Annotated in this window: 17 protein-coding genes; 1 reads left to right on the top strand and 16 read right to left on the bottom strand. The window is 63.1% G+C overall.

Going from position 1 to position 19,136, the window contains the following annotated elements; translation table 11 throughout:
• Nucleotides 1-100: 100 nt before the first annotated feature.
• The 15 genes from WHX55_RS17030 to WHX55_RS17100 all read right to left on the bottom strand — a co-directional run bounded on the left by WHX55_RS17030 (nt 101) and on the right by WHX55_RS17100 (nt 16,655).
• On the bottom strand, nt 101-3,199 hold the full coding sequence (locus tag WHX55_RS17030) for an error-prone DNA polymerase (RefSeq protein WP_353740854.1): 3,099 nt from the start codon (nt 3,197-3,199) through the stop codon (nt 101-103).
• Entirely contained in the window at nt 3,175-4,590 is a 1,416-nt protein-coding gene (locus WHX55_RS17035) for a DNA polymerase Y family protein (protein ID WP_353740855.1), read from the bottom strand. The genes WHX55_RS17030 and WHX55_RS17035 overlap by 25 nt, the downstream gene beginning before the upstream one ends.
• A gap of 7 nt (nt 4,591-4,597) precedes the next feature.
• Nucleotides 4,598-5,215, bottom strand: coding sequence for a translesion DNA synthesis-associated protein ImuA (gene imuA / locus WHX55_RS17040; RefSeq protein ID WP_150723602.1), 618 nt, complete (start codon nt 5,213-5,215; stop codon nt 4,598-4,600).
• Entirely contained in the window at nt 5,215-5,832 is a 618-nt protein-coding gene (lexA, locus tag WHX55_RS17045) for a transcriptional repressor LexA (protein WP_150756906.1), read from the bottom strand. The genes imuA and lexA overlap by 1 nt, the downstream gene beginning before the upstream one ends.
• Before the next feature lie 149 nt (nt 5,833-5,981).
• The gene (locus tag WHX55_RS17050; RefSeq protein WP_150756905.1) at nt 5,982-6,275 is read right to left on the bottom strand and encodes a DUF971 domain-containing protein; all 294 of its coding nucleotides are present in this window, start codon (nt 6,273-6,275) and stop codon (nt 5,982-5,984) included.
• A complete protein-coding gene (locus WHX55_RS17055; RefSeq protein ID WP_150756904.1) occupies nt 6,272-7,234 on the bottom strand; it encodes a HEAT repeat domain-containing protein in 963 nt (320 codons plus the stop codon). Before WHX55_RS17055 ends, WHX55_RS17050 begins: the two co-directional genes overlap by 4 nt.
• The gene (locus WHX55_RS17060; protein ID WP_150755758.1) at nt 7,231-8,079 is read right to left on the bottom strand and encodes an ABC transporter ATP-binding protein; all 849 of its coding nucleotides are present in this window, start codon (nt 8,077-8,079) and stop codon (nt 7,231-7,233) included. Before WHX55_RS17060 ends, WHX55_RS17055 begins: the two co-directional genes overlap by 4 nt.
• The gene (locus tag WHX55_RS17065) at nt 8,079-8,861 is read right to left on the bottom strand and encodes an ABC transporter permease (RefSeq protein ID WP_353740856.1); all 783 of its coding nucleotides are present in this window, start codon (nt 8,859-8,861) and stop codon (nt 8,079-8,081) included. Before WHX55_RS17065 ends, WHX55_RS17060 begins: the two co-directional genes overlap by 1 nt.
• Nucleotides 8,862-9,000: 139 nt before the next feature.
• A complete protein-coding gene (locus tag WHX55_RS17070) occupies nt 9,001-10,407 on the bottom strand; it encodes an ABC transporter substrate-binding protein (RefSeq protein ID WP_353740857.1) in 1,407 nt (468 codons plus the stop codon).
• 241 nt (nt 10,408-10,648) lie between these two features.
• Nucleotides 10,649-10,894: a ferredoxin family protein gene (locus tag WHX55_RS17075; RefSeq protein ID WP_008050632.1), complete on the bottom strand. Its 246-nt coding sequence runs from the start codon at nt 10,892-10,894 to the stop codon at nt 10,649-10,651.
• Nucleotides 10,895-10,920: 26 nt separating this feature from the next.
• Entirely contained in the window at nt 10,921-12,651 is a 1,731-nt protein-coding gene (locus WHX55_RS17080) for a fumarate reductase/succinate dehydrogenase flavoprotein subunit (protein WP_353740858.1), read from the bottom strand.
• Nucleotides 12,648-13,400, bottom strand: a complete 753-nt coding sequence (locus WHX55_RS17085; protein ID WP_353740859.1) for a GntR family transcriptional regulator — start codon at nt 13,398-13,400, stop codon at nt 12,648-12,650. Before WHX55_RS17085 ends, WHX55_RS17080 begins: the two co-directional genes overlap by 4 nt.
• A 231-nt stretch (nt 13,401-13,631) precedes the next feature.
• Nucleotides 13,632-14,600, bottom strand: coding sequence for a Gfo/Idh/MocA family oxidoreductase (locus WHX55_RS17090; RefSeq protein WP_353740860.1), 969 nt, complete (start codon nt 14,598-14,600; stop codon nt 13,632-13,634).
• 16 nt (nt 14,601-14,616) lie between these two features.
• Entirely contained in the window at nt 14,617-15,504 is an 888-nt protein-coding gene (locus tag WHX55_RS17095) for a Dyp-type peroxidase (protein WP_353740861.1), read from the bottom strand.
• Nucleotides 15,505-15,614: 110 nt separating this feature from the next.
• Nucleotides 15,615-16,655, bottom strand: a complete 1,041-nt coding sequence (locus WHX55_RS17100) for an AraC family transcriptional regulator (RefSeq protein WP_150755764.1) — start codon at nt 16,653-16,655, stop codon at nt 15,615-15,617.
• Nucleotides 16,656-16,863: 208 nt separating this feature from the next.
• Here WHX55_RS17100 and WHX55_RS17105 point away from each other — a divergent pair, with 208 nt between their 5' ends.
• Entirely contained in the window at nt 16,864-17,808 is a 945-nt protein-coding gene (locus WHX55_RS17105; protein WP_150756895.1) for a transporter, read from the top strand.
• Between the two features lie 105 nt (nt 17,809-17,913).
• On the opposite strand, the gene WHX55_RS17110 is transcribed toward WHX55_RS17105, so the two are convergent.
• On the bottom strand, nt 17,914-19,122 hold the full coding sequence (locus WHX55_RS17110; protein ID WP_353743059.1) for a DSD1 family PLP-dependent enzyme: 1,209 nt from the start codon (nt 19,120-19,122) through the stop codon (nt 17,914-17,916).
• Between the last annotated feature and the right edge of the window lie 14 nt (nt 19,123-19,136).

The raw sequence follows: 19,136 nt of genomic DNA on the forward strand, positions 1-19,136 counted from the left end.
TGGGAGCGAGCTTGCTCGCGATGACGGCTGAACAGTCAACACACATGTTGCCTGACAGACCGCTATCGCGAGCAAGCTCGCTCCCACAGGAGTTGCAGCGTTAGTGAAAATCCCGGCTCCGCACAGTGATGCCATCGAGCAACGGGCTCAGGTCACTCAACCGTCCGGCAATCAGATGCCGCACCTCCCCCTCCTTCTCCCAACGCCCATCGACCTTGAGCAATTGCGAGCCGACCAACACCTGGCGCTGCCGCTCGGCCAGGTCGCGCCAGACCACCACGTTGACGTTGCCGAACTCGTCCTCAAGGGTGACGAAGGTCACGCCGCTGGCGGTGGCCGGGCGTTGTCGGCCGGTGACCAGCCCGGCAACGCTGACTGGCCGACCGTGCTCGACGTCCAGCAACTCCTTCGAACTGCGGCAGCGCCGCGCCTTCAACTCACCGCGCAACAGGGCCAACGGATGCGGCCCGAGGGTGGTGCCGACACTGGCGTAATCGGCTTGCAGGTCCTCGCCCACGGTGGGCTTTGGCAACGACACCGCGCCCTCCTCCTGGCTCGGCAGGCCGGCGAACAGACCCAACTGCTTTTGTACCCCGGCCACTTCCCAGCGTGCCCGATGCCGGTCGCCGGCCAGGCCACGCAACGCGCCGGCATCGGCCAGTTGCTCCTGAGCGCGGGCATCGAGTCGCGCCCGCTCGCCGAGGTCGGCGATGTCGGCAAACGCGCCTTTGGAGCGTGCTGTCTCGATGCGCCGGGCATCGTCCTCGCGAAAACCCTTGATCATGCGCAGCCCCAAGCGAATCGCCGGTTGCGCACCGGCAATCGGCTCCAGGCTGCAACCCCAGTCACTGGCGCGCACGTCCACCGGGCGAACCTGCAAATGATGACGCCGAGCGTCCTGCAGAATCTGGTCCGGGCTGTAGAACCCCATCGGCCAACTGTTGATCAGCGCACAGGCGAAGGCTGCCGGCTCGTGGCATTTCAACCAGCAACTGGCGTAGGTCAGCAAGGCAAAACTGGCCGCGTGGGACTCGGGAAAACCGTAGCTGCCAAAGCCCTTGATCTGCTCGAAGATCTGCGCGGCGAATTCGGCGGTGTAGCCGTTTTTTTTCATCCCGGCGGCCAGCCGTTCCTTGTGCGGTTCGAGCCCGCCGTGGCGTTTCCAGGCGGCCATGGAGCGGCGTAGCTGGTCGGCCTCGCCGGGGCTGTAGTCGGCGGCGACGATGGCGATCTGCATCACCTGTTCCTGAAACAGCGGCACGCCGAGGGTGCGTTTGAGTACCACTTCCAGCTCCGGTGACGGATAGGCCTCCGGTTCTTCCTTGTTCCGTCGCCGCAGGTACGGATGCACCATGCCGCCCTGGATCGGCCCCGGCCGAACGATGGCGACCTCGATCACCAGATCGTAAAACGTCTTCGGCCTGAGCCTCGGCAGCATCGACATCTGCGCCCGGGACTCGATCTGGAACACGCCGATGGTGTCGGCCCGACCGATCATTTCGTAAGTGGCTGCGTCTTCGGACGGGATGGTCGCCAGGCTCAGGTCCAGGCCCCGGTGCCGACGCAGCAGATCGAAACATCGGCGAATCGCGCTGAGCATGCCCAGCGCCAGGATATCGACCTTGAGCAAACCGACCGCGTCGAGGTCATCCTTGTCCCACTGGATGATGGTGCGCTCGGCCATGGCGGCATTTTCCACCGGCACCAGACTGTCCAGCGGCTGCTCGGAAATCACGAAACCGCCGGGGTGCTGGGACAAATGCCGGGGGAAGCCGATCAACTGCCCCGTCAGGCTCAGCACTCGGTGCAGCACCGGGCTTTCGGGGTCGAACCCGCCCTCGCGCAGACGCTCCACGGGCGGTGTTTCATCGCTCCAGTGACCGCAGCAATCGGCCAGGGCGTTGATCTGGTCCGGCGGCAGACCCAAGGCCTTGGCCACATCGCGCACCGCACCGGCCGCATGGTAAGTGCTGACCACCGCCGTCAATGCGGCCCGGGCCCGACCATAACGCTGGAACACGTACTGCAAGACTTCTTCGCGGCGTTCATGTTCGAAATCGACATCGATGTCCGGCGGCTCGTTTCGCTCTTTGGACAGAAAGCGCTCGAACAACAGCGTGGTGCGATCCGGATCGATTTCGGTGATCCCCAGGGCGAAGCACACTGCCGAGTTGGCGGCAGAACCACGACCCTGACAAAGAATCTGTTGCTGGCGGGCAAAGCGGACGATGTCGTGGACTGTCAGGAAATAGCTTTCATAGCCCAGCTCCGCGATCAGTTGCAGCTCCTTGTCGATCTGCACCAGCACTTCGCTTTTCGACCCTTTTGGCCAGCGCCACTCGATGCCTTCCTCGGTCAAATGACGCAGCCACGAGGTGGCCGAGTGCCCTTGCGGCACCAGTTCACGGGGGTACTGGTAACGCAACTGGCCAAGATCAAAGGTGCAGCGCCGGGCGATGTTCAGCGTTTCTGCCAGCAAGTCGGGCGGATAAAGCGCCCGCAGCACGTCGAGGCTGCGCAGATGGCGTTCGCCGTTGGGGTGCAGGCGCAACCCGGCATCGGCCACCGGCAGGTGATGACGGATAGCGGTCATGGTGTCCTGCAAGGCGCGCCGCCCGCGCGCGTGCATGTGCACATCGCCACTGGCCACGGCCGCAATGCGCAACTCCCTGGCCAGGCCCAGCAGATCGTTCAGGCGCCGGGCATCGTCCTGGCCGCGGTGCAACTGCACCGCCAGCCACAGGCGCTCGGCGAAGACCTGTTTGAGCCAGCGGCCCTGTTCAAAGGCATCGACAGCGTCCGGCACCCACAACGCCAGCAATCCCGGCAAGGGTTCGCTGAAGTCTTCGCGCAGCACCTGATACTGGCCTTTCTGCGTGCGCCGCCGGGCGCGGGTGATCAATCGGCACAGCGCCTGATAGCCCTCGAGGCTCTCCACCAGCAGCACCAGTTTCGGACCGTTCTCGATGCGTATTTCACTGCCGATGATCAGCGGCAACTCCACGGACTTCGCCGCCTGCCAGGCGCGAACGATGCCCGCCAGGGTGCACTCGTCGGTGATCGCCAGGGCTTGATAACCCTGCTTTTTCGCGCGCTGGAACAGCTCGAGGGCACTGGAGGCACCGCGCTGGAAGCTGAAGTTCGACAGGCAGTGCAATTCGGCATAGTCGCTGCTCATGCGAACCAGCCCTGCAACCACAGCGGGCCGTCCTCACCGACCGCCCGGTAGGCCCAGCCCTGTTGGCCGGCACGGGTTTCGATCAGGTAATAGTCACGGCGTACGTCATCGCCGTCCCACCAGCCGGACTCGATACGCTCCGGCCCCATGAGGATGCGCGCCGAGCCCTGATGCACGGCCAGCGGTTCAGTCAGCAGCCAGCCCGGCCGTTTCACCGCGACCGGCGCCGCGCAGGGCTGGCTGTCGGCACTGGCCTGCCACGCGCACTCGGGGCGGTGATCGGCCTGGAAGCGCAAGCCATGCACCGCATCATCCCCCAGCCGTGCACGCAGGCGTTCGCGCAGTTGTTCCCAGGGCAAGGACTGCTGCGGGCGATCGTCGAACAGTTCCTGATGCTGGGGCACGAAGGTCGGTAAATCCTCGGCACGCAGGCGAAAGCCGCGCACCGGCGCCTCGACCTGAACCTGCTCCAGCCGCCCCCGGGCCAGTTCGAAGAGCATCGCCGCATCCCGCTCGGCGCTGAGCAGGCCGACCTTGATGAGCGTATCCGGCAACCCGGCGTGCTCCAGATGCAGGTCGAAACGCTGTACGCCGCTGTCGCGACCGCTGAGGAATGCCGACAGGTCGCCGGTCAACCGGCGCAACGGAAACAGCAAGGCTTGGTGAGACTGCACATCGAAATTGAGCTCGATACGCACATCAAAGCGATCCGGCGGCAGGTAGAACGCCAGCGCCAGCCGCCGTAAACCCGAGAGGGCATCCAGATGCTTGAGCACCTGGGCCTCGAAACGCCGGGCCAGGCTATGCCGGGGCAGCGCCTGCACCTGGCTCAAGGTGCGCAGGCCCATGCGCGACAAGGCCGTGGCGACCGGTGCTTCCAAGCCGATCCGGTCGATGGGCATTTGCCCCAGGTGATGCTGCAAGGCTTGATCGTCCGGGACCACCAGACCGTCATAGGCGTTGGCCAGCACCCGCGCCGCCACCGGGTTGGGCGCGGCCACGATGCGGTGCCGAAACCCCAGTTCGCCGAGCTCACGGCGCAAAAGCGCGTCGAATTGCGGCCAGGCACCGAACAAGCCGAGGCTGGACTCGATCTCGAACACCACGGCCCGGGGGTAATGCACGCTGACCTGGGAACTGAAGCGATAGGCCCAGGCAGCGAGAAACTGCTGCCAGTGTTCGATTTCAGCGGCGTCGTATTCGGCCGTGACAAAGCCTTTGCTCAAGGCCTGTGCCGCGCTCATGGACTGGCCGGGACGCAAGCCCAGCGCCCGCGCCGCACCGTTGACGGCCTGCAGCACCCGGCGCTGGGCCGGGCCGGTCAGCAGCGCCAGGGGTTCATCGGGATCGGCGCGCTGACGCAGTACTGCGTCCAGCGCCAATTGCGGGAAAAGAATACAGACCCAGCGCATGGCAACCTCAATGCCCCACGGTGAAGGCAATCGGCGCCGAACGGGCCAGGCCGCCGCGGCACTTGAGCACGCGCAGTTGTGCCGGTCGGGCATCGATGGCAATGCGCAGGGCCGCTGGCGAAGGGTTGATCGCTTCACCGAGGGGACGATAGGCGAAGGCCAGGGTCTGGCCGGTTTCCGCCGCCACCTGCAAGCGGCGCAAGGCGCGGTCATCGGCCTTGTGCGGCCAGCACAGCACCGCGCCGCAACTGCCCGAACGCAGGCATTGTTCCGCGGCCCACAGCGCATCGCGCTCGCTGGCCTGGATGATCGACAACTGACGCAGATCGACCCCGGCGCCCTGCCACGCCTGGGGATACGGTACATAAGGCGGCGCCACCAGCACGATGCGCTCGCCCGCCGCCGACAGCCGTGCCAGCGTCGGCCACACCAGTTGCAACTCGCCCACGCCCTGCCCGGCCAACAGGATTTCCGTCAGTGCCGCCTCCGGCCAGCCACCGCTGGGCAATGCGGCGTCCAGCGCGGCATGCCCAGTGGGTTGCGGGCTGGCAGCCGGTGGCGCAGGCCGGCCCTTCCAGACCTGGCCGCCATTGAACAGCGTATCCAGCGCAACGACGGCACCCATCAGCCTTGCCTCACCAGGCCACAGAACACGCCTTCGATGGCCAGGTCCCGGTCGGCCTCGACAATGATCGGCTGGTAGGCCGGGTTGCGTGGCAGCAGGCGAACCCCATCGCCGACCCGCTCGAAGCGCTTGATGGTGACTTCGCCGTCGAGTCGCGCCACGACGATCTGGCCATTAACGGCCTCGGGGCTGCGGTGCACACCCACCAGATCGCCGTCGAGAATGCCGTCCTCGATCATCGAATCACCCCGCACCCGCAACATGTAGTCCGGCACCCGCGAGAAGATCGACGGATCGAGCAGCAAGCGGCTGTGCACCTCGGCATCGGCACCGATGGGCGCACCGGCCGCCACCCGGCCGAGCACCGGGATGTCCAGCAACTCCGGACGCGGCGGCTGCCCGAGCAGGCGAATGCCCCGGGCCTGATTCGGGTTGACCTCGATGAACCCGGCTTCGGTCAGCGCCAGCACATGCTTGCGCGCCACGCTGCGGGAGGCGAAACCGAACGCCTCGCTGATTTCAGCGAGGCTCGGAGGCTGACCGTGCTCGGCGATGCGATCGCGGATAAAGGTCAGGATGGCGGTACGGCGGGGAGTCAGAGTCGTCATGGAGTACATTTGTACTCTTTTGGCTTTTTCCTGGCAAGGGCCGTCAATCATCTGCCGGGCAGATCACCTGTGGGAGCGAGCCTGCTCGCGATGGCGTCGTGTCAGTAATATCAATGTCGCCTGACACACCGCATTCGCGAGCAGGCTCGCTCCCACATTTAGATTGGGGCAGCTTCGGGGGTGAGTTGCGCCAGGTAGGCCCACGGATAAATCCCCCGCTCATGCCCATCGCTGAAGACCAGTTGCAGTCCATACCCCTGCGAGTGCAATTCGATCACCTGAACCCGCCCATCAACCATCAGCGCCATCCCTCGCAACCGAAAGGCTCGGCACTGCGAGCACGGGCACTGCCGGCGCAATTCGGCATGGTCCAGCAGTTGCTCGCGGCCATCAGGCCAGTTCAGTCGCAACTGCTGTTTGCCGCGGGAATTGCCAATCGCCAGCGGGTTCATTGCAGTTGACTCAAGGCAATGCGCACGGCCTTGCGCACTTCAGGGTCGCCGTCGTCCTGTGCGCCCTGCAATGCCGCAATGGCCCGTGGGTCGTTCAATTCGCCGAGGGCCAACGCGGCTTCCTTGCGCAGGTTGCTGATGCGGTGGCCGAGGGTGTCGATCAGCGCTTCGAGTGCAGGTACAAAACGCAAGCGACCGAGGCTGCGGGTGGCGCGCAGTCGCACTTGCCAGTAATCGTCTTCCAGGGCGTCGATCAGGGCCGGGCCGGCGTCAAGGTGGCCGACCTTGCCCAGAGTGGTGGCGGCTTCTTCGCGGACTTGCCAGGCATCATCGCGCAAGGCCTGGCGCAGGGCCGGTAGCACTTGTGCGTCAGACGCCAGGCCCAGCGCCCCGGTGGCGGCGCGTCGCACGTCGGTGTCCGGGTCAGCGCTGGCCAGCCGCGCCAGTGCCGGCAAGGCCTCGAGTTGCTTGAGCCAGCCGAGCACGCCCACCGCCTCGCGGCGCACGCTGGCGCTTTCATCAATCAGTGCCCGGGCCGCCGCATCGGCGGCATCGGGGCAACGCAACTCGCGCAACGCCCGGAACGCGGCGATGCGCACGCCGCTGTCGACGTGCCCGGTCCACGGCAGAATGACTCGGCCCGCCGCTTCACTCTTGAGCAGGCTGAGGCTTTGCGCAGCGGCCACCTGCACCGCCGGGGATGGATCCGTCAGGGCCTGGCACAACGCTTCGACCACCGGCTCGTCCTCCCAGGCTTCCAGCAGGCGTGCGGCTTCGGCGCGAACGTCTGCAATCGGGTCTTCGGCCAGTCGATCGATCAACCACAGCAGGCCGTCCGGCTCCTCAAGATCGGCCAACTCGATCAGTGCGATACGGCGCACACCGGGGTCGTCATCGGTCAGGCGCGGTTGCAGGGCAAGGATGTCGTCGTTATCGGTTACATCGAATAGTGAGGTCATAGGGCAAATCGCGGCAGTTTGTTTTCAGGGGGAAGTCCGAGCGGGTTCAGGCGCGGCAGTTGCCGACCGTCTTCGTGCCGCAGGAGTTCGAGGCAATGGCGCTTGAGGTGCGAGAATTCAGGACGGGTCACCAACTCCGTGCTGCGCGGCCGGGGGAAGTCCAGGCGCAGGTCTTCGATGATCCGCCCGGGGCGCGAGCTCATGACCAGCAGGCGATCGGCGAGGAATAGCGCTTCGTCGATGTCATGGGTGACAAACACCACGGTGGTGCGGATGCGCGTCCAGATGTCCAGCAGCAGTTCCTGCATGTTCAATCGGGTCAGGGCATCGAGGGCACCGAAGGGTTCGTCCATCAGCAACAGGCGCGGACGGTTGACCAGCACCCGGGCAATTTCCACCCGCTGCTGCATGCCGCCGGAGAGCTGATCGGGCCAACGCCCGGCAAAACCTTCGAGGCCCACCAGGGCGAGGATTTCATCCGCCGCCTTGTGCCGTTCGGCCTTGCCAACGCCACGCATTTTCAAGCCAAACGCCACGTTGTCGCGCACCGTGCGCCACGGAAACAGTGTGTGCTGCTGGAACACCATGCCGCGTTGTGGCGATGGACCGGAGACTGCAGCGCCATCGACGTTAAGCGTGCCGGTGCGCGGTTGCAGGTGGCCGGCCAGGGCGCCGAGCAAGGTCGATTTGCCGCAACCGGACGGCCCGAGAATGCACACGAACTGCCCCGGCTCGATCTGGCAGTCGAGGCCCTGCACTGCTTCGAAAGCCTCGTGGCCCTCGCCCAGGCTGATCGACAGCCCGCGAATATCGATACGCCCTTCCAGGTGTTGAAAAACGCTCATCAGGCTTTTCCTCGTGGTCGATGCCAAGGCGTGAACAGCCCGCCCAGACGTTTGATCAACAGGCTGCTGCCCATCCCGAGCACGCCGATCAGCAACATGCCGACCACGATGTCGGCGTAGTTCTGGATGGTGTAGGACTCCCAGGTGTAATAGCCGATGCCGAATTGGCCGGAGATCATCTCCGCCGTCACCAGGCAGAACCACGAGGTGCCCATGCCGATGGCCAGGCCGGTGATGATGCTGGGCGCTGCGCCCGGCAGAACGACCTCCAACAGGATTGCCCGGCGCCCTGCCCCGAGGCTTTTCGCCGAGGCGATCAGCCGTGGGTCGACGCCCTCGACGCCGTGCACGGTGTTGAGCAGGATCGGGAACAGTGCACCGGTGAAGGTGATGAACACCATCGACAGCTCCGACGAGGGAAACATCAGGATCGCCAGGGGAATCCATGCCACCGCCGGGATCGGGCGCAGCACTTCCAAGGGCGGCAGCAAGAGATCTTCGGCCCATTTCGAGCGGCCGATGGCCAGGCCCAGAGCCACGCCGATGATCAGCGCCGCGAGGTAACCGGCGAATACCCGGCCGAGGCTGCTGCTCAGGTGCTGCGCGAGTTTGCCCGAGTCGCCGAGGCCGAGGGCGGCTTCAATGACCGCCACGGGTGTCGGGATGTTGGCGAAGGTCACCAGGCCGAGGTTCCAGTGGTGGCTGGCGGCGAGTTGCCAGAATACGAGGCAGAGCAGCAAGGATGCGGCTCTGGGAATCCAGCGTGAATATGATCGGTACACAATTACTCCTCTCAACCCGAGAATCCTGTGGGAGCGAGCCTGCTCGCGATAGCGGACTGACATTCAACATTGATGTCGACTGACCCACCGCATTCGCGAGCAGGCTCGCTCCCACAGGGGATCAGTGGTGTTCTGGGGATTAGCGAACTGCCACGGCCTGGGCTGTGGCATCGGTAAAGTCAAAGACCTTGCCGCCCTGCGCCGTGGCAAATTGCTGGGCCTGGCCTTTGAGCAGGAACGCACTCAACTGCCCCTTCCCGTCAGTGGCAAACCACGCCTGGTCCGCCAGCAGCTTGATCCCGCTGTCGCTGGCCTGGGTGTACACCGCGCGGATGTTCTTGCCTTCCTGTTTCAGCGCTGTCAGCGCGGTAAATGCCGACTCCGCCGAGGCGTACTGGCGGACCTTCGGCTCGCCGCGCACCCAGATTTCCGCCACGTGGCTGAAGTCGGTGATGGCTTGGCCGCTGGTGGCATCGACGGCCTTGAGCGGCGTCTGCCCGTAACTGGCCAGTTGCACGCTGTAGTCCAGGTTCGAGGCCTTGAAGGCGGCGCGGATGTATTGGTCGTCGATGAAGGTGTTGAGATCGAGACCGCGATCGGCCTTCTTCAACAGCTTGAGGGTATCGATGGCGGTGCCCACGGCCTGACGGTATTCCGGCTTCCAGCTCAGGTCGCGGGTCTGCACACCGAGAGGGCCATGGAACAGGTAATTGACCTCGGCATCGACCCCGGTGACCTTGGCGATCAGCTCGCTGTATTTTTCCGGTTCAGCCGCCAGCAACTGGTTGGCTTCGATACTCGCCCGCAGGTAAGCGACGACGATTTCCGGGTACTTCTTCGCATAGGCCTGATCGACCAGCGCACCGTGGAAGGTCGGCGCGTTGGCCTGGGAGCCGTCATAAATCTTGCGGGCGAAACCACGGTTGGGGAACAGTTCGGCGAATGGCACGAAGTCGGCATGGGCATCGATCTTGCCGGCCTGCAACGCGGAGCCGGCGACTTCCGGCGGCTGGGCGATGATGTTCACGTCCTTGAGCGGGTCCCAGCCCTGGGCCGCGACGGCGCGCAGCAGCATGCCATGGGCGGTGGAAGCGAACGGCACGGAAATGGTCTTGCCCTTGAGCTCTGCCAGCGACTGCACGCCCGATGCGCTTGGCACCACGATGCCGTTGCCGCTGCCCTTGATGCTGCCCGACAGCACGCTGATGAACAGGCTGTGCTTGCCCGCCGTTTCGAACGCCACGCCGTTGAATGCGCCGGGGAAGTCGGCCATGGCGCCGAAGTCGAGTTTGCCGGCCACCATCTCGTTGGTCAGGGGGGCGCCGCTGGTGAAATTTTTCCACTGCACCTCGTATTGGACGTCTTTGTAGGGACCATCGTGGGGCAGGTATTTGTCCAGCAGCCCGAGTTCGCGAATCAACAATCCGCCGGCGGCGCAGTTGATCGTGGTGTCCTGGGTGCCGATGGCAATGCGGATGGTTTCGGCCGAGACCGACAGGGTGAATGAAGCCAGTACCAGACCGGCCAAAGCTGCACGCAACATCATGAGTGTTTCCCCTCGAATCATTTATAGGATGTTCGTCTCCGCCACGATCAGGGCGCGGTGGGAAACGAGGGGTGTTGTGAATCAGGCGTCCGGTGGTGGCCGGATGGCTTTGAATATTATTTGAGCAGCCCACGATCCACTGTAGGAGTGAGCCTGCTCGCGATGGCGTCCTTTCAGTCAATGGAGATGTCGCCAGTGCTGGCTTCATCGCGAGCAGGCTCGCTCCTACATTGATTTGTGTTCAGCGCAGCAGGTACGGGATTTCGACTTTCACCGCGCCAGTCGGGCAGTCCTTTTCACAGGGCATGCAATACCAGCACTCATCGAACGCCATGTAGGCCTTTTGCGTAGCCGGGTTGATGGCCAGCAGGTCCATCGGGCAAACGTCGACACACACGGTGCAGCCCTTGTGGGCGATGCATTTGTCCTCGTCGACAGTGACGGGGGCGTTGGAGCGGAAGAAGATTTCCTGGGCTTGATAGGCCATTTCACGGTCTCTCTCTTGGGTGATGCTCAGGCGGCATCCGCGCCGACCCGTAGCCGGTCGTAGGCCTGCATCTCGTCGGCATCCAGCGGGATGATGTAAGGCTCGACGGCTTTCTTGAAACTGCTCATCAAACCGTTCTCGTCTTTCTTCAGGTGGCAATGGCAGAACCAGTCGCGGTCGTTGCGTTGTGGGTGATCGACGCGATGGTGGTAAAGCCCCCAGCGGCTTTCGGCGCGGAACAATGAAGCGCGGGCGGCCATCTCGGCGCAGTCGCGGATCATGCTGACTTCCATGGCGCGCATCAGCTCGTGGGCGTTGTGGGCCTTGATCTGGTCGAGGTCGCGCTGGATGTCGCTGAAGCGTTGCAGGCCGATCTGCATCTTCTTGGTCACTTTCGGCGGTTGCAGGTAGTCGTTGACGAAGCGCCGCAGCTTGTATTCGACCTGGGCCGGTGGCAGACCGTGTAAACGATCCAGCGGTGCATAGACCCGTTGTTTTTCGGTTTCGATCTGCCGGGCATCCAGGGCTGAAAACTCGCGCCCGGCGACAAAATCCGCTGCGTTGTTGCCAGCGAACCAGCCGTAGGTGAACGCGCCAAGCATGTAGTTGTGCGGCACGGCGGCCATGTCCCCGGCCGAGTACAAGCCCTTGACCGAGGTCTCGGCCTTCTCGTTGACCCACACCCCCGACGCCGAATGCCCGCTGCAAAAACCGATCTCGGAGATGTGCATCTCGACCATCTGAGTGCGGTAGTCGGTGCCGCGATTGGCGTGGAACTGGCCGCGGCTCGGACGTTCGTTGCTGTGCAGGATCTCTTCGATGTTCTGGATGGTTTCCTCGGCCAGGTGATCGAGTTTGAGGAACACCGGGCCATTGCCGCTTTCCAGCTCCTGATGGAATTCCCACATCATCTGCCCGCTCCAGTAGTCGCACTCGATGAAGCGTTCGCCCTTGTTGTTGGCGGTGTAGCCACCCAAGGGACCGGTGACGTAGGCGCAAGCCGGGCCGTTGTAATCCTTGATCAGCGGGTTGATCTGGAAGCATTCCAGGTTCGCCAGTTCGGCCCCGGCGTGGTAGGCCATCGAGTAGCCGTCGCCGGCATTGGTCGGGTTTTCGTAGGTGCCCATCAGGTAGCCCGAGGACGGTAATCCCAGGCGCCCGGCGGCACCGCAGGCGAGGATCACCGCCTTGGCCTTGATCACATGGAAGTCCGCCGTACGGCAGTCGAAGCCCATCACGCCGTTGACCGCGCCTTCTCCATCCGTCAGCAATCGGGTGCAGACCAGGCGATTGGTGATGCTCACCCGCGCACGCTTCAACTGCCGATAGAGGACTTTCTTGATGTCGTGCCCTTCCGGCATCGGCAACACATAAGCGCCCATGTGGTGGACCTTTTTCACCGCGTAGTCGCCGGTTTCGTCCTTCTCGAATTTCACGCCCCAGCGGTCCAGTTGCTCGATGGTCTCGAAGCTGTGGGTGGCATAAGCGTACACCGCGGCCTGATTGACGATGCCGTCGTTGGCGATGGTGATTTCCTTGGTGTATTGCTCCGGCGTCGAGTGACCGGGAATGATCGCGTTGTTCAGGCCGTCCATGCCCATGCTGATCGCGCCACTGCGCTTGACGTTGGCCTTGTCGATCAACAACACCCGCAGGTCGCGGTTGCGTTCCTTGGCCTTGATCGCCGCCATGGGGCCGGCGGTGCCGCCGCCGATGACGACGATGTCGTATTCCTGCTCCAACGTGCTGCGCGTCATGCCTGCTCCCCTTTTTGCCGGTCGATCCGCAGGCGGTACTGGAAGGCATCGCCACGGTAGTAAAGGTGTTCGAAGTCCAGCGGCCAACCGTCGACATCGTGGGTCAGGCGTTCGATGCGCATGATCGGCGAGCCGGGTTCGACGTTCAGCGCCTGGGTCAGGTCGCTGTCGGCCAGTACCGCGTCGATGGCCAGGTCGGCGTGCCCCAGGGCCAGGCCGCAGTCGTTTTCCAGGATCAGGAAAATGTCGCGGGTGACCAGGTCGGCTTTTTCCAGGCGCTCGCCAACCGCCTTGGGCAGATAAGTGATTTCCAGGGAAATCGGCTCGCGATTGATCAGGCGCACCCGTTTGATCTGCGCCACGACCTCGCCTTCGGCGACCTGCAAACGCTCGGCGACGAGCTTGTCGGCGGCAATGAATTTGAAGCTGCGCAGGCGGTTGATCACCTCATAGCCGCGACCGGTCATGGACTCGGCCAGGCCTTGCAGGGTGCTGACGTTCTGGAAGGTTTTCGGCTTGGCGACGAAGGTGCCCTTGCCGTGGATCTTGAAGATCAGCCCTTCCTTTTGCAGGTCACCCAAGGCCTGGCGCACGGTGATGCGGCTGACCTTGAAAAACGCGCCAAGCTCGCTTTCGGAAGGCATCTGGCTGTCTTGCGGGTATTCGCCGTCGAGGATGCGGGCGCGCAGCACGTCTCGCAGCTGGGTGTGCAATGGGACGCTGCTCAGGGATAGAACGTTATCGGTCATGGCAGATCACTTGTTATAACGAGTTATGACGTGATCTTAGAGAGGTTATGACACGCTTGAGAAATACCGAATGCGCATAAGGTTAGATGCGCTGCGCAATCCGAAACTGTAGGAGCGAGCCTGCTCGCGATAAACCCGAGAACGCCGTGGGGTGTCAGACTTCCAGCGTTATCGTTGACGACCATCGCGAGCAGGCTCGCTCCTACAGGGGGTTATGTGTGGCCTGAAGAATCAGTGGCGCTTGAGAATCTGGTCCATCACCCAATCGGTCTTCAGCGCCTCGCCGGCCACGGCCGGGTGCTGCGCCTCGCCACGAATATGCGCATTCATGCCCAGGACGTGGTGCCACTGAATGTGGGCGTGATGCTCGATGGTCAGGCTGAGGTGCTCATCGGCGTGCAGTTCGACCGGGTGTTCATCGAACACTGAAAAAGTGATCCGGCCTTTGCTGCCGATCACTTCGACCCGGTCTTCGCGACGGTCCGCAACGAAGTTCCAGCAGCCCATGCCCAGTGCCCCGCTGGCAAACCGCCAGGTGGCGCTGACGGCATCTTCGGCCGCGTACAAACCGGCCTGGCGTGCGGTGAACCCGGCGACTTCGACGATATCGCCCAGCAGGTACTGAAACAGGTCCAGGCCATGGCTGGCCAGATCCGCAAAGTAGCCACCACCGGCGATCGCCGGATCGGTGCGCCAGTTATCAGTACCGTTCCGGTCCGCTGCCGACGGGGCTTTGGTGAGGGTCCAGCTCAAGTGCCGGACCTCGCCGATCCGCCCCTCTTCCAGCCATTGCCGCACTTGCCGGAAGCGTGGCAACGAACGTCGGTAATAGGACACGAACAGGTGCAGCCCGGCATCGGCAAACACCTGCTGCATCTCGCGGCTTTGCCCGGCATTCAGCGCCATCGGTTTCTCGACGCAGCAATGCTTGCCGGCGGCGGCCACCTGCAAGGCATAAGCGTGATGACTGTCGGGCGGCGTGGCGATGTACACCGCGTCGACCTCGGGATCGTTGATCAGCACCTGCGCATCGGTGTAGACCCGCGCGATGCCGTGGCGCGCGGCGTAGTCGGTGACGGCTTCAAGGCGCCGGCCCATCACCGCCACCAACGCCGATCCGGGCGCCTTGTAGAAGGCCGGTGCGCTTTTGCGTTCAGCGACACTGCCACAACCGATCATGCCCCAGCGCACCAGGTTCATAGGCTCTCCTTGCTACTCAGCCGATGCGCAATGCGCGCAGGTCCAGTCGACCGTCCTTGAGCGGCGGGCACCAGTAGTAGCCACCGGTGACCGGACGGCTGATGCGGTACAGACCGTCGGTGATGCCGTCTTCCAGGCCACTCATGCGGCGCAGTTGGGCTTCGAAGGCATCGAGGGAAAAACCGAAGGCCAGGAACATCAGCCCGGCGCGGTCACCTTCGATCCACGGCATCGAGCGGCGCACCACGAAGGCCTCAGGCGCGAAGCTTTCCTGGGCGGTGCGTTTGACGTGGGCGGAAACCGGCGCGTCGTCGATCTCTTCGTTATCGCTCAAGCGGCGGCCCATGATGTTGTCTTTTTCATCCGCCGACAGCCCATGGAAACCTTTCAAGTCATGCTGCCACTGCTGGATCGCGGCGAAGCTGCCACCCACCGTGCCGTCCGCGCCCTCACCCACCAGGGCGGCGGCCACGGCGGCTGCGTCGTGGGGGTTCTCGGTGCCGTCTTCGAAGCCGGTCAGGTCATGGCCGTTCATATGGCGGAAGGTTTCGTTCATCTGCACCAGACGCAACGCCGGGGCCAGTGCCGCTTCGATGGCGTTACTGCGGTTGAGCAACTCACCACGGTCTTCACCGTGCAGCCAGCACCAGAGCGCGTGCTGGGTCGACGGATTGTCGACGCCGACCCCAGCTAGTGCCGGGAAAGTGCGCAGGCCTTCGATCTGCCCACCCAGTGCCTTGACCAGGGATTCGCCGAAGCCGACGACAGCCGATTTCCCGTCCACCAGTTGCATCAAGTTATCGAGTGCGACCGGCAATGCTTCGACGGATTCGAGGGCGAAGAACATATGGCGGGCTTGAGGCGGAACGGGGGTGGCGAGAATGCCCGGCTGATAATGGCTCATATGAACTCCTTGAAAAAGAGCACAGAGTTTAACCGGAGTACGAGGGTTTGTGTGCCGTCAGAGGCCAGGAACCTGTGGCAAAGGGGCTTACCCCCTTCACCACAAAAAGATCAAACCACGCTGGGGCTTTCGTTGCGGAACGCACTCGGGCTCATGCCGGTCCAGCGCTTGAACGCCCGGCGAAAGCTGCGCACGTCGCTGTAGCCGACTTCCTCGGTGATGCGTTCGATGGACATGTCCGGGTTGGCCAGCAGGCTCATGGTGCGGGCCTGCCGCACTTGTTCCAGCAACGTTTCGAAGGTCAGCGCGTGTTCGGTGAGGCGGCGGCGCAAGGTGCGGCTGCTCATGTTCAGGTCGCCGGCGATTTTCTCGATGTGGCTGCCTTCGGTCAGGTCCCGGGCAATCGCCCGTTCCACCGCCTGGATCAGGTCCATTTTCTGGTGCACCTGCGCGGCTTCCAGTTCGAGCAGTTTCACGGCCTGGCGCAGGGCCAGGGAATGGTGATTGGGCAAGTGAACGCCCAGCCAGTGCGCTTCGATCACCATTCGGTTTTGCAGGCAACCAAAACGCACGTCCGCCCCCAGCAGGCGCGAATATTCGCCGAGATAGTCTGGCGCGGCATGCATGAACTCCACGGCCATCGGCTTGAAATCCGCCCCGACCAGCGCCCGGCCGTACACCAGCAGGCTGGCGAAAAATTCCTCGACCGCGAACAACTGCACGTCGGCGAACGGCAAGCGGCATTCAACGTCGATAAACACCCGATCCCCCGCCTCCTCCACACTCGACACGACAATGCCGCCAGAGGTGTGTTGATGGCGAATGCCCAGTTCAAAGGCATCGCGCAGGGTCTTGCACAGCGACAACACATGCCCCAACAACCCCAGCGTACCGAGCACATTCTGCGCGCCGACCCACAAGCCCAGCCCCTGATTGGGCAAAGCCTTGAGCGCGCGCTGAATCATGGCCACGGCCTGCCGATAGGAAATACGCTGCGCCGGGTCCTGCAGGTCTTCAAAGGTAAAACCCAACCCTCGGCACAGGCTCTGTGGGTGGATGCCTTTTTGCTCGGCGACTTCGGCCAGGGTCTGCAGGAGAAACGGCGACACCAGCGCCAGTTCAAAGGTGGGATCGATCACTTTCATTTGCATGGGGCCATACATTCCGGGACGAGCTGCATTCTTATTTTTGTAACAGGTTATGTCGAAGGAAGTTAGCACAGGGTTCAAAGGCTGTCCGCAGAAGTCCCCCTAAATGGCCGCCAATACCCTGCCTTGCAGGGCGCAGACAGCTTATTTCTATGTTGCGGCCCTCGTATGGATGCCGGACAGCCCGCTAACAATAATAATGAGTACACCCATGATCCCGACCCGCACGACACTTCCCCTACTGGTCATTGGCCTGGCCGGCGTCTGCGCCCTGCAACCGGCACTGGCCACCGAGGCCGGCGTGGACAACATCGGCACCGGCACCGACGGCTTTTTCATGTTGCCGCTTTCGCCCGACAGCCTTCCGGACAACATGGTTGCGTTCAACCTCTACTACAACCACTACAAAGCCACGAAGCTGAACATCAGTTCACTCGGCGGCAAGGTGCCGAACGTCGAGATCGAGTCCACGGCGGTCATTCCGCGCCTGGATTACCTCAGCCCGGTGCGGGTGTTTGGCGGCCGGCTGGGTGGCTACATCGCGCAGCCCTGGCTCAAGCAGGAAGTCTCGGTGTTCGGCTTGCAGGACACCCGCGAAGGCATGGGCGACACCACGGTCGCGCCGATCATTCTCTGGGACATGGGCCCAAACCTGACCCTCGGCGCCGCCATTGAAGTCACCGTGCCGACCGGCGAATACAGCGTTGATCGCCTGGCCAACACCAGCAACAACTTCTACACCTACAAACCGCTGTTCTCCTTCACCTGGCTGCCGACGGACAGAACCGAGGTGTCGATGAAGACCACCTACAGTTTCAACGAGAAAAACAAGGACACCGACTACAAGTCGGGGCAGATTTTCCACTTCGACTATTCCGCCAGTTTCAAGATTACCGACGACCTGATGCTCGGGTTGAACGGCTACTACCTCAAGCAAACCACCGACGACAAACAGTTCGGCCACACCGTGCAGTTCAATGGCCAGGACGTGAACGACGGGGTGCGCGGGCAGGTGTTTGCCATTGGCCCGGCGCTGCACTGGACCTTTCTCGAATACGCCAGCGCGGAGCTTCGCTGGGCCAAGGAGTTCGACGTGGAAAACCGGCCTGAAGGGGAAATGCTTTGGGCGAAGGTCAGTATTCCGTATGCGTTTTGACTGAGCTGACGCTATCGCGAGCAGGCTCACTCCTACATTGGAATGCATTCCAAATGTGGGAGTGAGCCTGCTCGCGATAGCGGTCTAACAGACTCAGAATCTTCTTCAGGAATACACCGGCCAGCTATCCACAATCTTCCCACCCCGAACCGCCAGCAAATCCCCGAACTGCAACAACACCGACTCCGTCTGGGCCGGCCGCAAGAACACCTGATCCTCAACCGTCAGCCCCACCGCCGCCGAACCATTGACCATTTCCTGGTTCGAGCTGCGGCCATACACGCCATTGCTCTGCAACCCCGCGGGCGATTCGAACTGCGCCATCCAGTTCCCGCCATAGATGAAATACGTCTCGCGCTGATTGGTGTCCCACCAGGAAAACAGCCTGGACTTGTCATCCAGCGCCGGAATATTCACCGCCCCGGTGCTTTTCAACACCGGCGTGGCGATGTAAGCGGCCGGCACATGCTCCGCCAGTGACGGCAAATCATAGTGAGTGGGCTTGAGCATCGCCGTCCCCACCGACACTTCACTGCTGAGCTGTTCATGTTCATGCATGCGATAGCTCGGGCTGCCGGCCGTATTGAGGGTCAGCCCTTCGCGCCACAAACCGGGGTATTGCTGACGGGTAAAATCGACGCAACGGTTGTAGATCACCATCACCTTGGCGAACAGCTCCTCGGGCGCGCCCAGAATCCCCGGCACGCCCATGCCCACGAACGGGTCGTAACCCATGAACCCGGCGAATTCCAGGTGCTGCGGGTGCTGGCTGATCAGCGTCAGCATCTGCCCGAGTGCGCCAAGGTCGCTGACGCCACCGCGATGCAGCCCGACATCCAGTTCGATGTTCACCCGCAATCGCGTGCCTAGCCCCTGCGCCAGGGCGAGGTATTGCTGCAAGCGTTGCGGCGTGTCGAGCAACCACTGCAATTGCTTCGAAGGGTCGAAAGGCCCCTTGTGCGACTGATAGAACAACTCGGCCGAACGCACCGGCAGCGGCTTGCCCAACAGAATGTCGGCCTCGGCAAACTGCACCGCGTCATGATTGAGAAAGGGTTGGTGAAACGACATCAGGCGTTGGGTGCCGGCGCGTCGGGCGATGTAGGCCAGCAGTCCCGGCGACGGCAGTGATTTTTCCACCAGGCGCAGGTGTTTTCCGCCGCGCTTGACCGATTGCATCACCACATCGATGTTGTGATCCAGCCGATCAAGGTCGATCAGCATCACCGGTCGCATCGGGCCGTGGTCCTTGAGTTCACGGTTAAGCGTACGGAAGTAATCGCTGTACGGCGCGCCTCGGTCACCCGGCCGCAGCCACGCCCCGCCCC

It is taken from the genome of Pseudomonas fluorescens, assembly GCF_040448305.1.
Lineage (GTDB): Bacteria > Pseudomonadota > Gammaproteobacteria > Pseudomonadales > Pseudomonadaceae > Aquipseudomonas > Aquipseudomonas fluorescens_BH.

Coding starts and splice junctions, on each gene's coding strand:
- WHX55_RS17085 (WP_353740859.1), bottom strand. CDS start 13,400: ATGACCGATAACGTTCTATCCCTGAGCAGCGTCCCATTGCACACCCAG.
- imuA (WP_150723602.1), bottom strand. CDS start 5,215: ATGGGTGCCGTCGTTGCGCTGGATACGCTGTTCAATGGCGGCCAGGTC.
- lexA (WP_150756906.1), bottom strand. CDS start 5,832: ATGTACTCCATGACGACTCTGACTCCCCGCCGTACCGCCATCCTGACC.
- WHX55_RS17055 (WP_150756904.1), bottom strand. CDS start 7,234: ATGACCTCACTATTCGATGTAACCGATAACGACGACATCCTTGCCCTG.
- WHX55_RS17035 (WP_353740855.1), bottom strand. CDS start 4,590: ATGCGCTGGGTCTGTATTCTTTTCCCGCAATTGGCGCTGGACGCAGTA.
- WHX55_RS17070 (WP_353740857.1), bottom strand. CDS start 10,407: ATGATGTTGCGTGCAGCTTTGGCCGGTCTGGTACTGGCTTCATTCACC.
- WHX55_RS17105 (WP_150756895.1), top strand. CDS start 16,864: ATGATCCCGACCCGCACGACACTTCCCCTACTGGTCATTGGCCTGGCC.
- WHX55_RS17095 (WP_353740861.1), bottom strand. CDS start 15,504: ATGAGCCATTATCAGCCGGGCATTCTCGCCACCCCCGTTCCGCCTCAA.
- WHX55_RS17060 (WP_150755758.1), bottom strand. CDS start 8,079: ATGAGCGTTTTTCAACACCTGGAAGGGCGTATCGATATTCGCGGGCTG.
- WHX55_RS17075 (WP_008050632.1), bottom strand. CDS start 10,894: ATGGCCTATCAAGCCCAGGAAATCTTCTTCCGCTCCAACGCCCCCGTC.
- WHX55_RS17080 (WP_353740858.1), bottom strand. CDS start 12,651: ATGACGCGCAGCACGTTGGAGCAGGAATACGACATCGTCGTCATCGGC.
- WHX55_RS17100 (WP_150755764.1), bottom strand. CDS start 16,655: ATGCAAATGAAAGTGATCGATCCCACCTTTGAACTGGCGCTGGTGTCG.
- WHX55_RS17050 (WP_150756905.1), bottom strand. CDS start 6,275: ATGAACCCGCTGGCGATTGGCAATTCCCGCGGCAAACAGCAGTTGCGA.
- WHX55_RS17090 (WP_353740860.1), bottom strand. CDS start 14,600: ATGAACCTGGTGCGCTGGGGCATGATCGGTTGTGGCAGTGTCGCTGAA.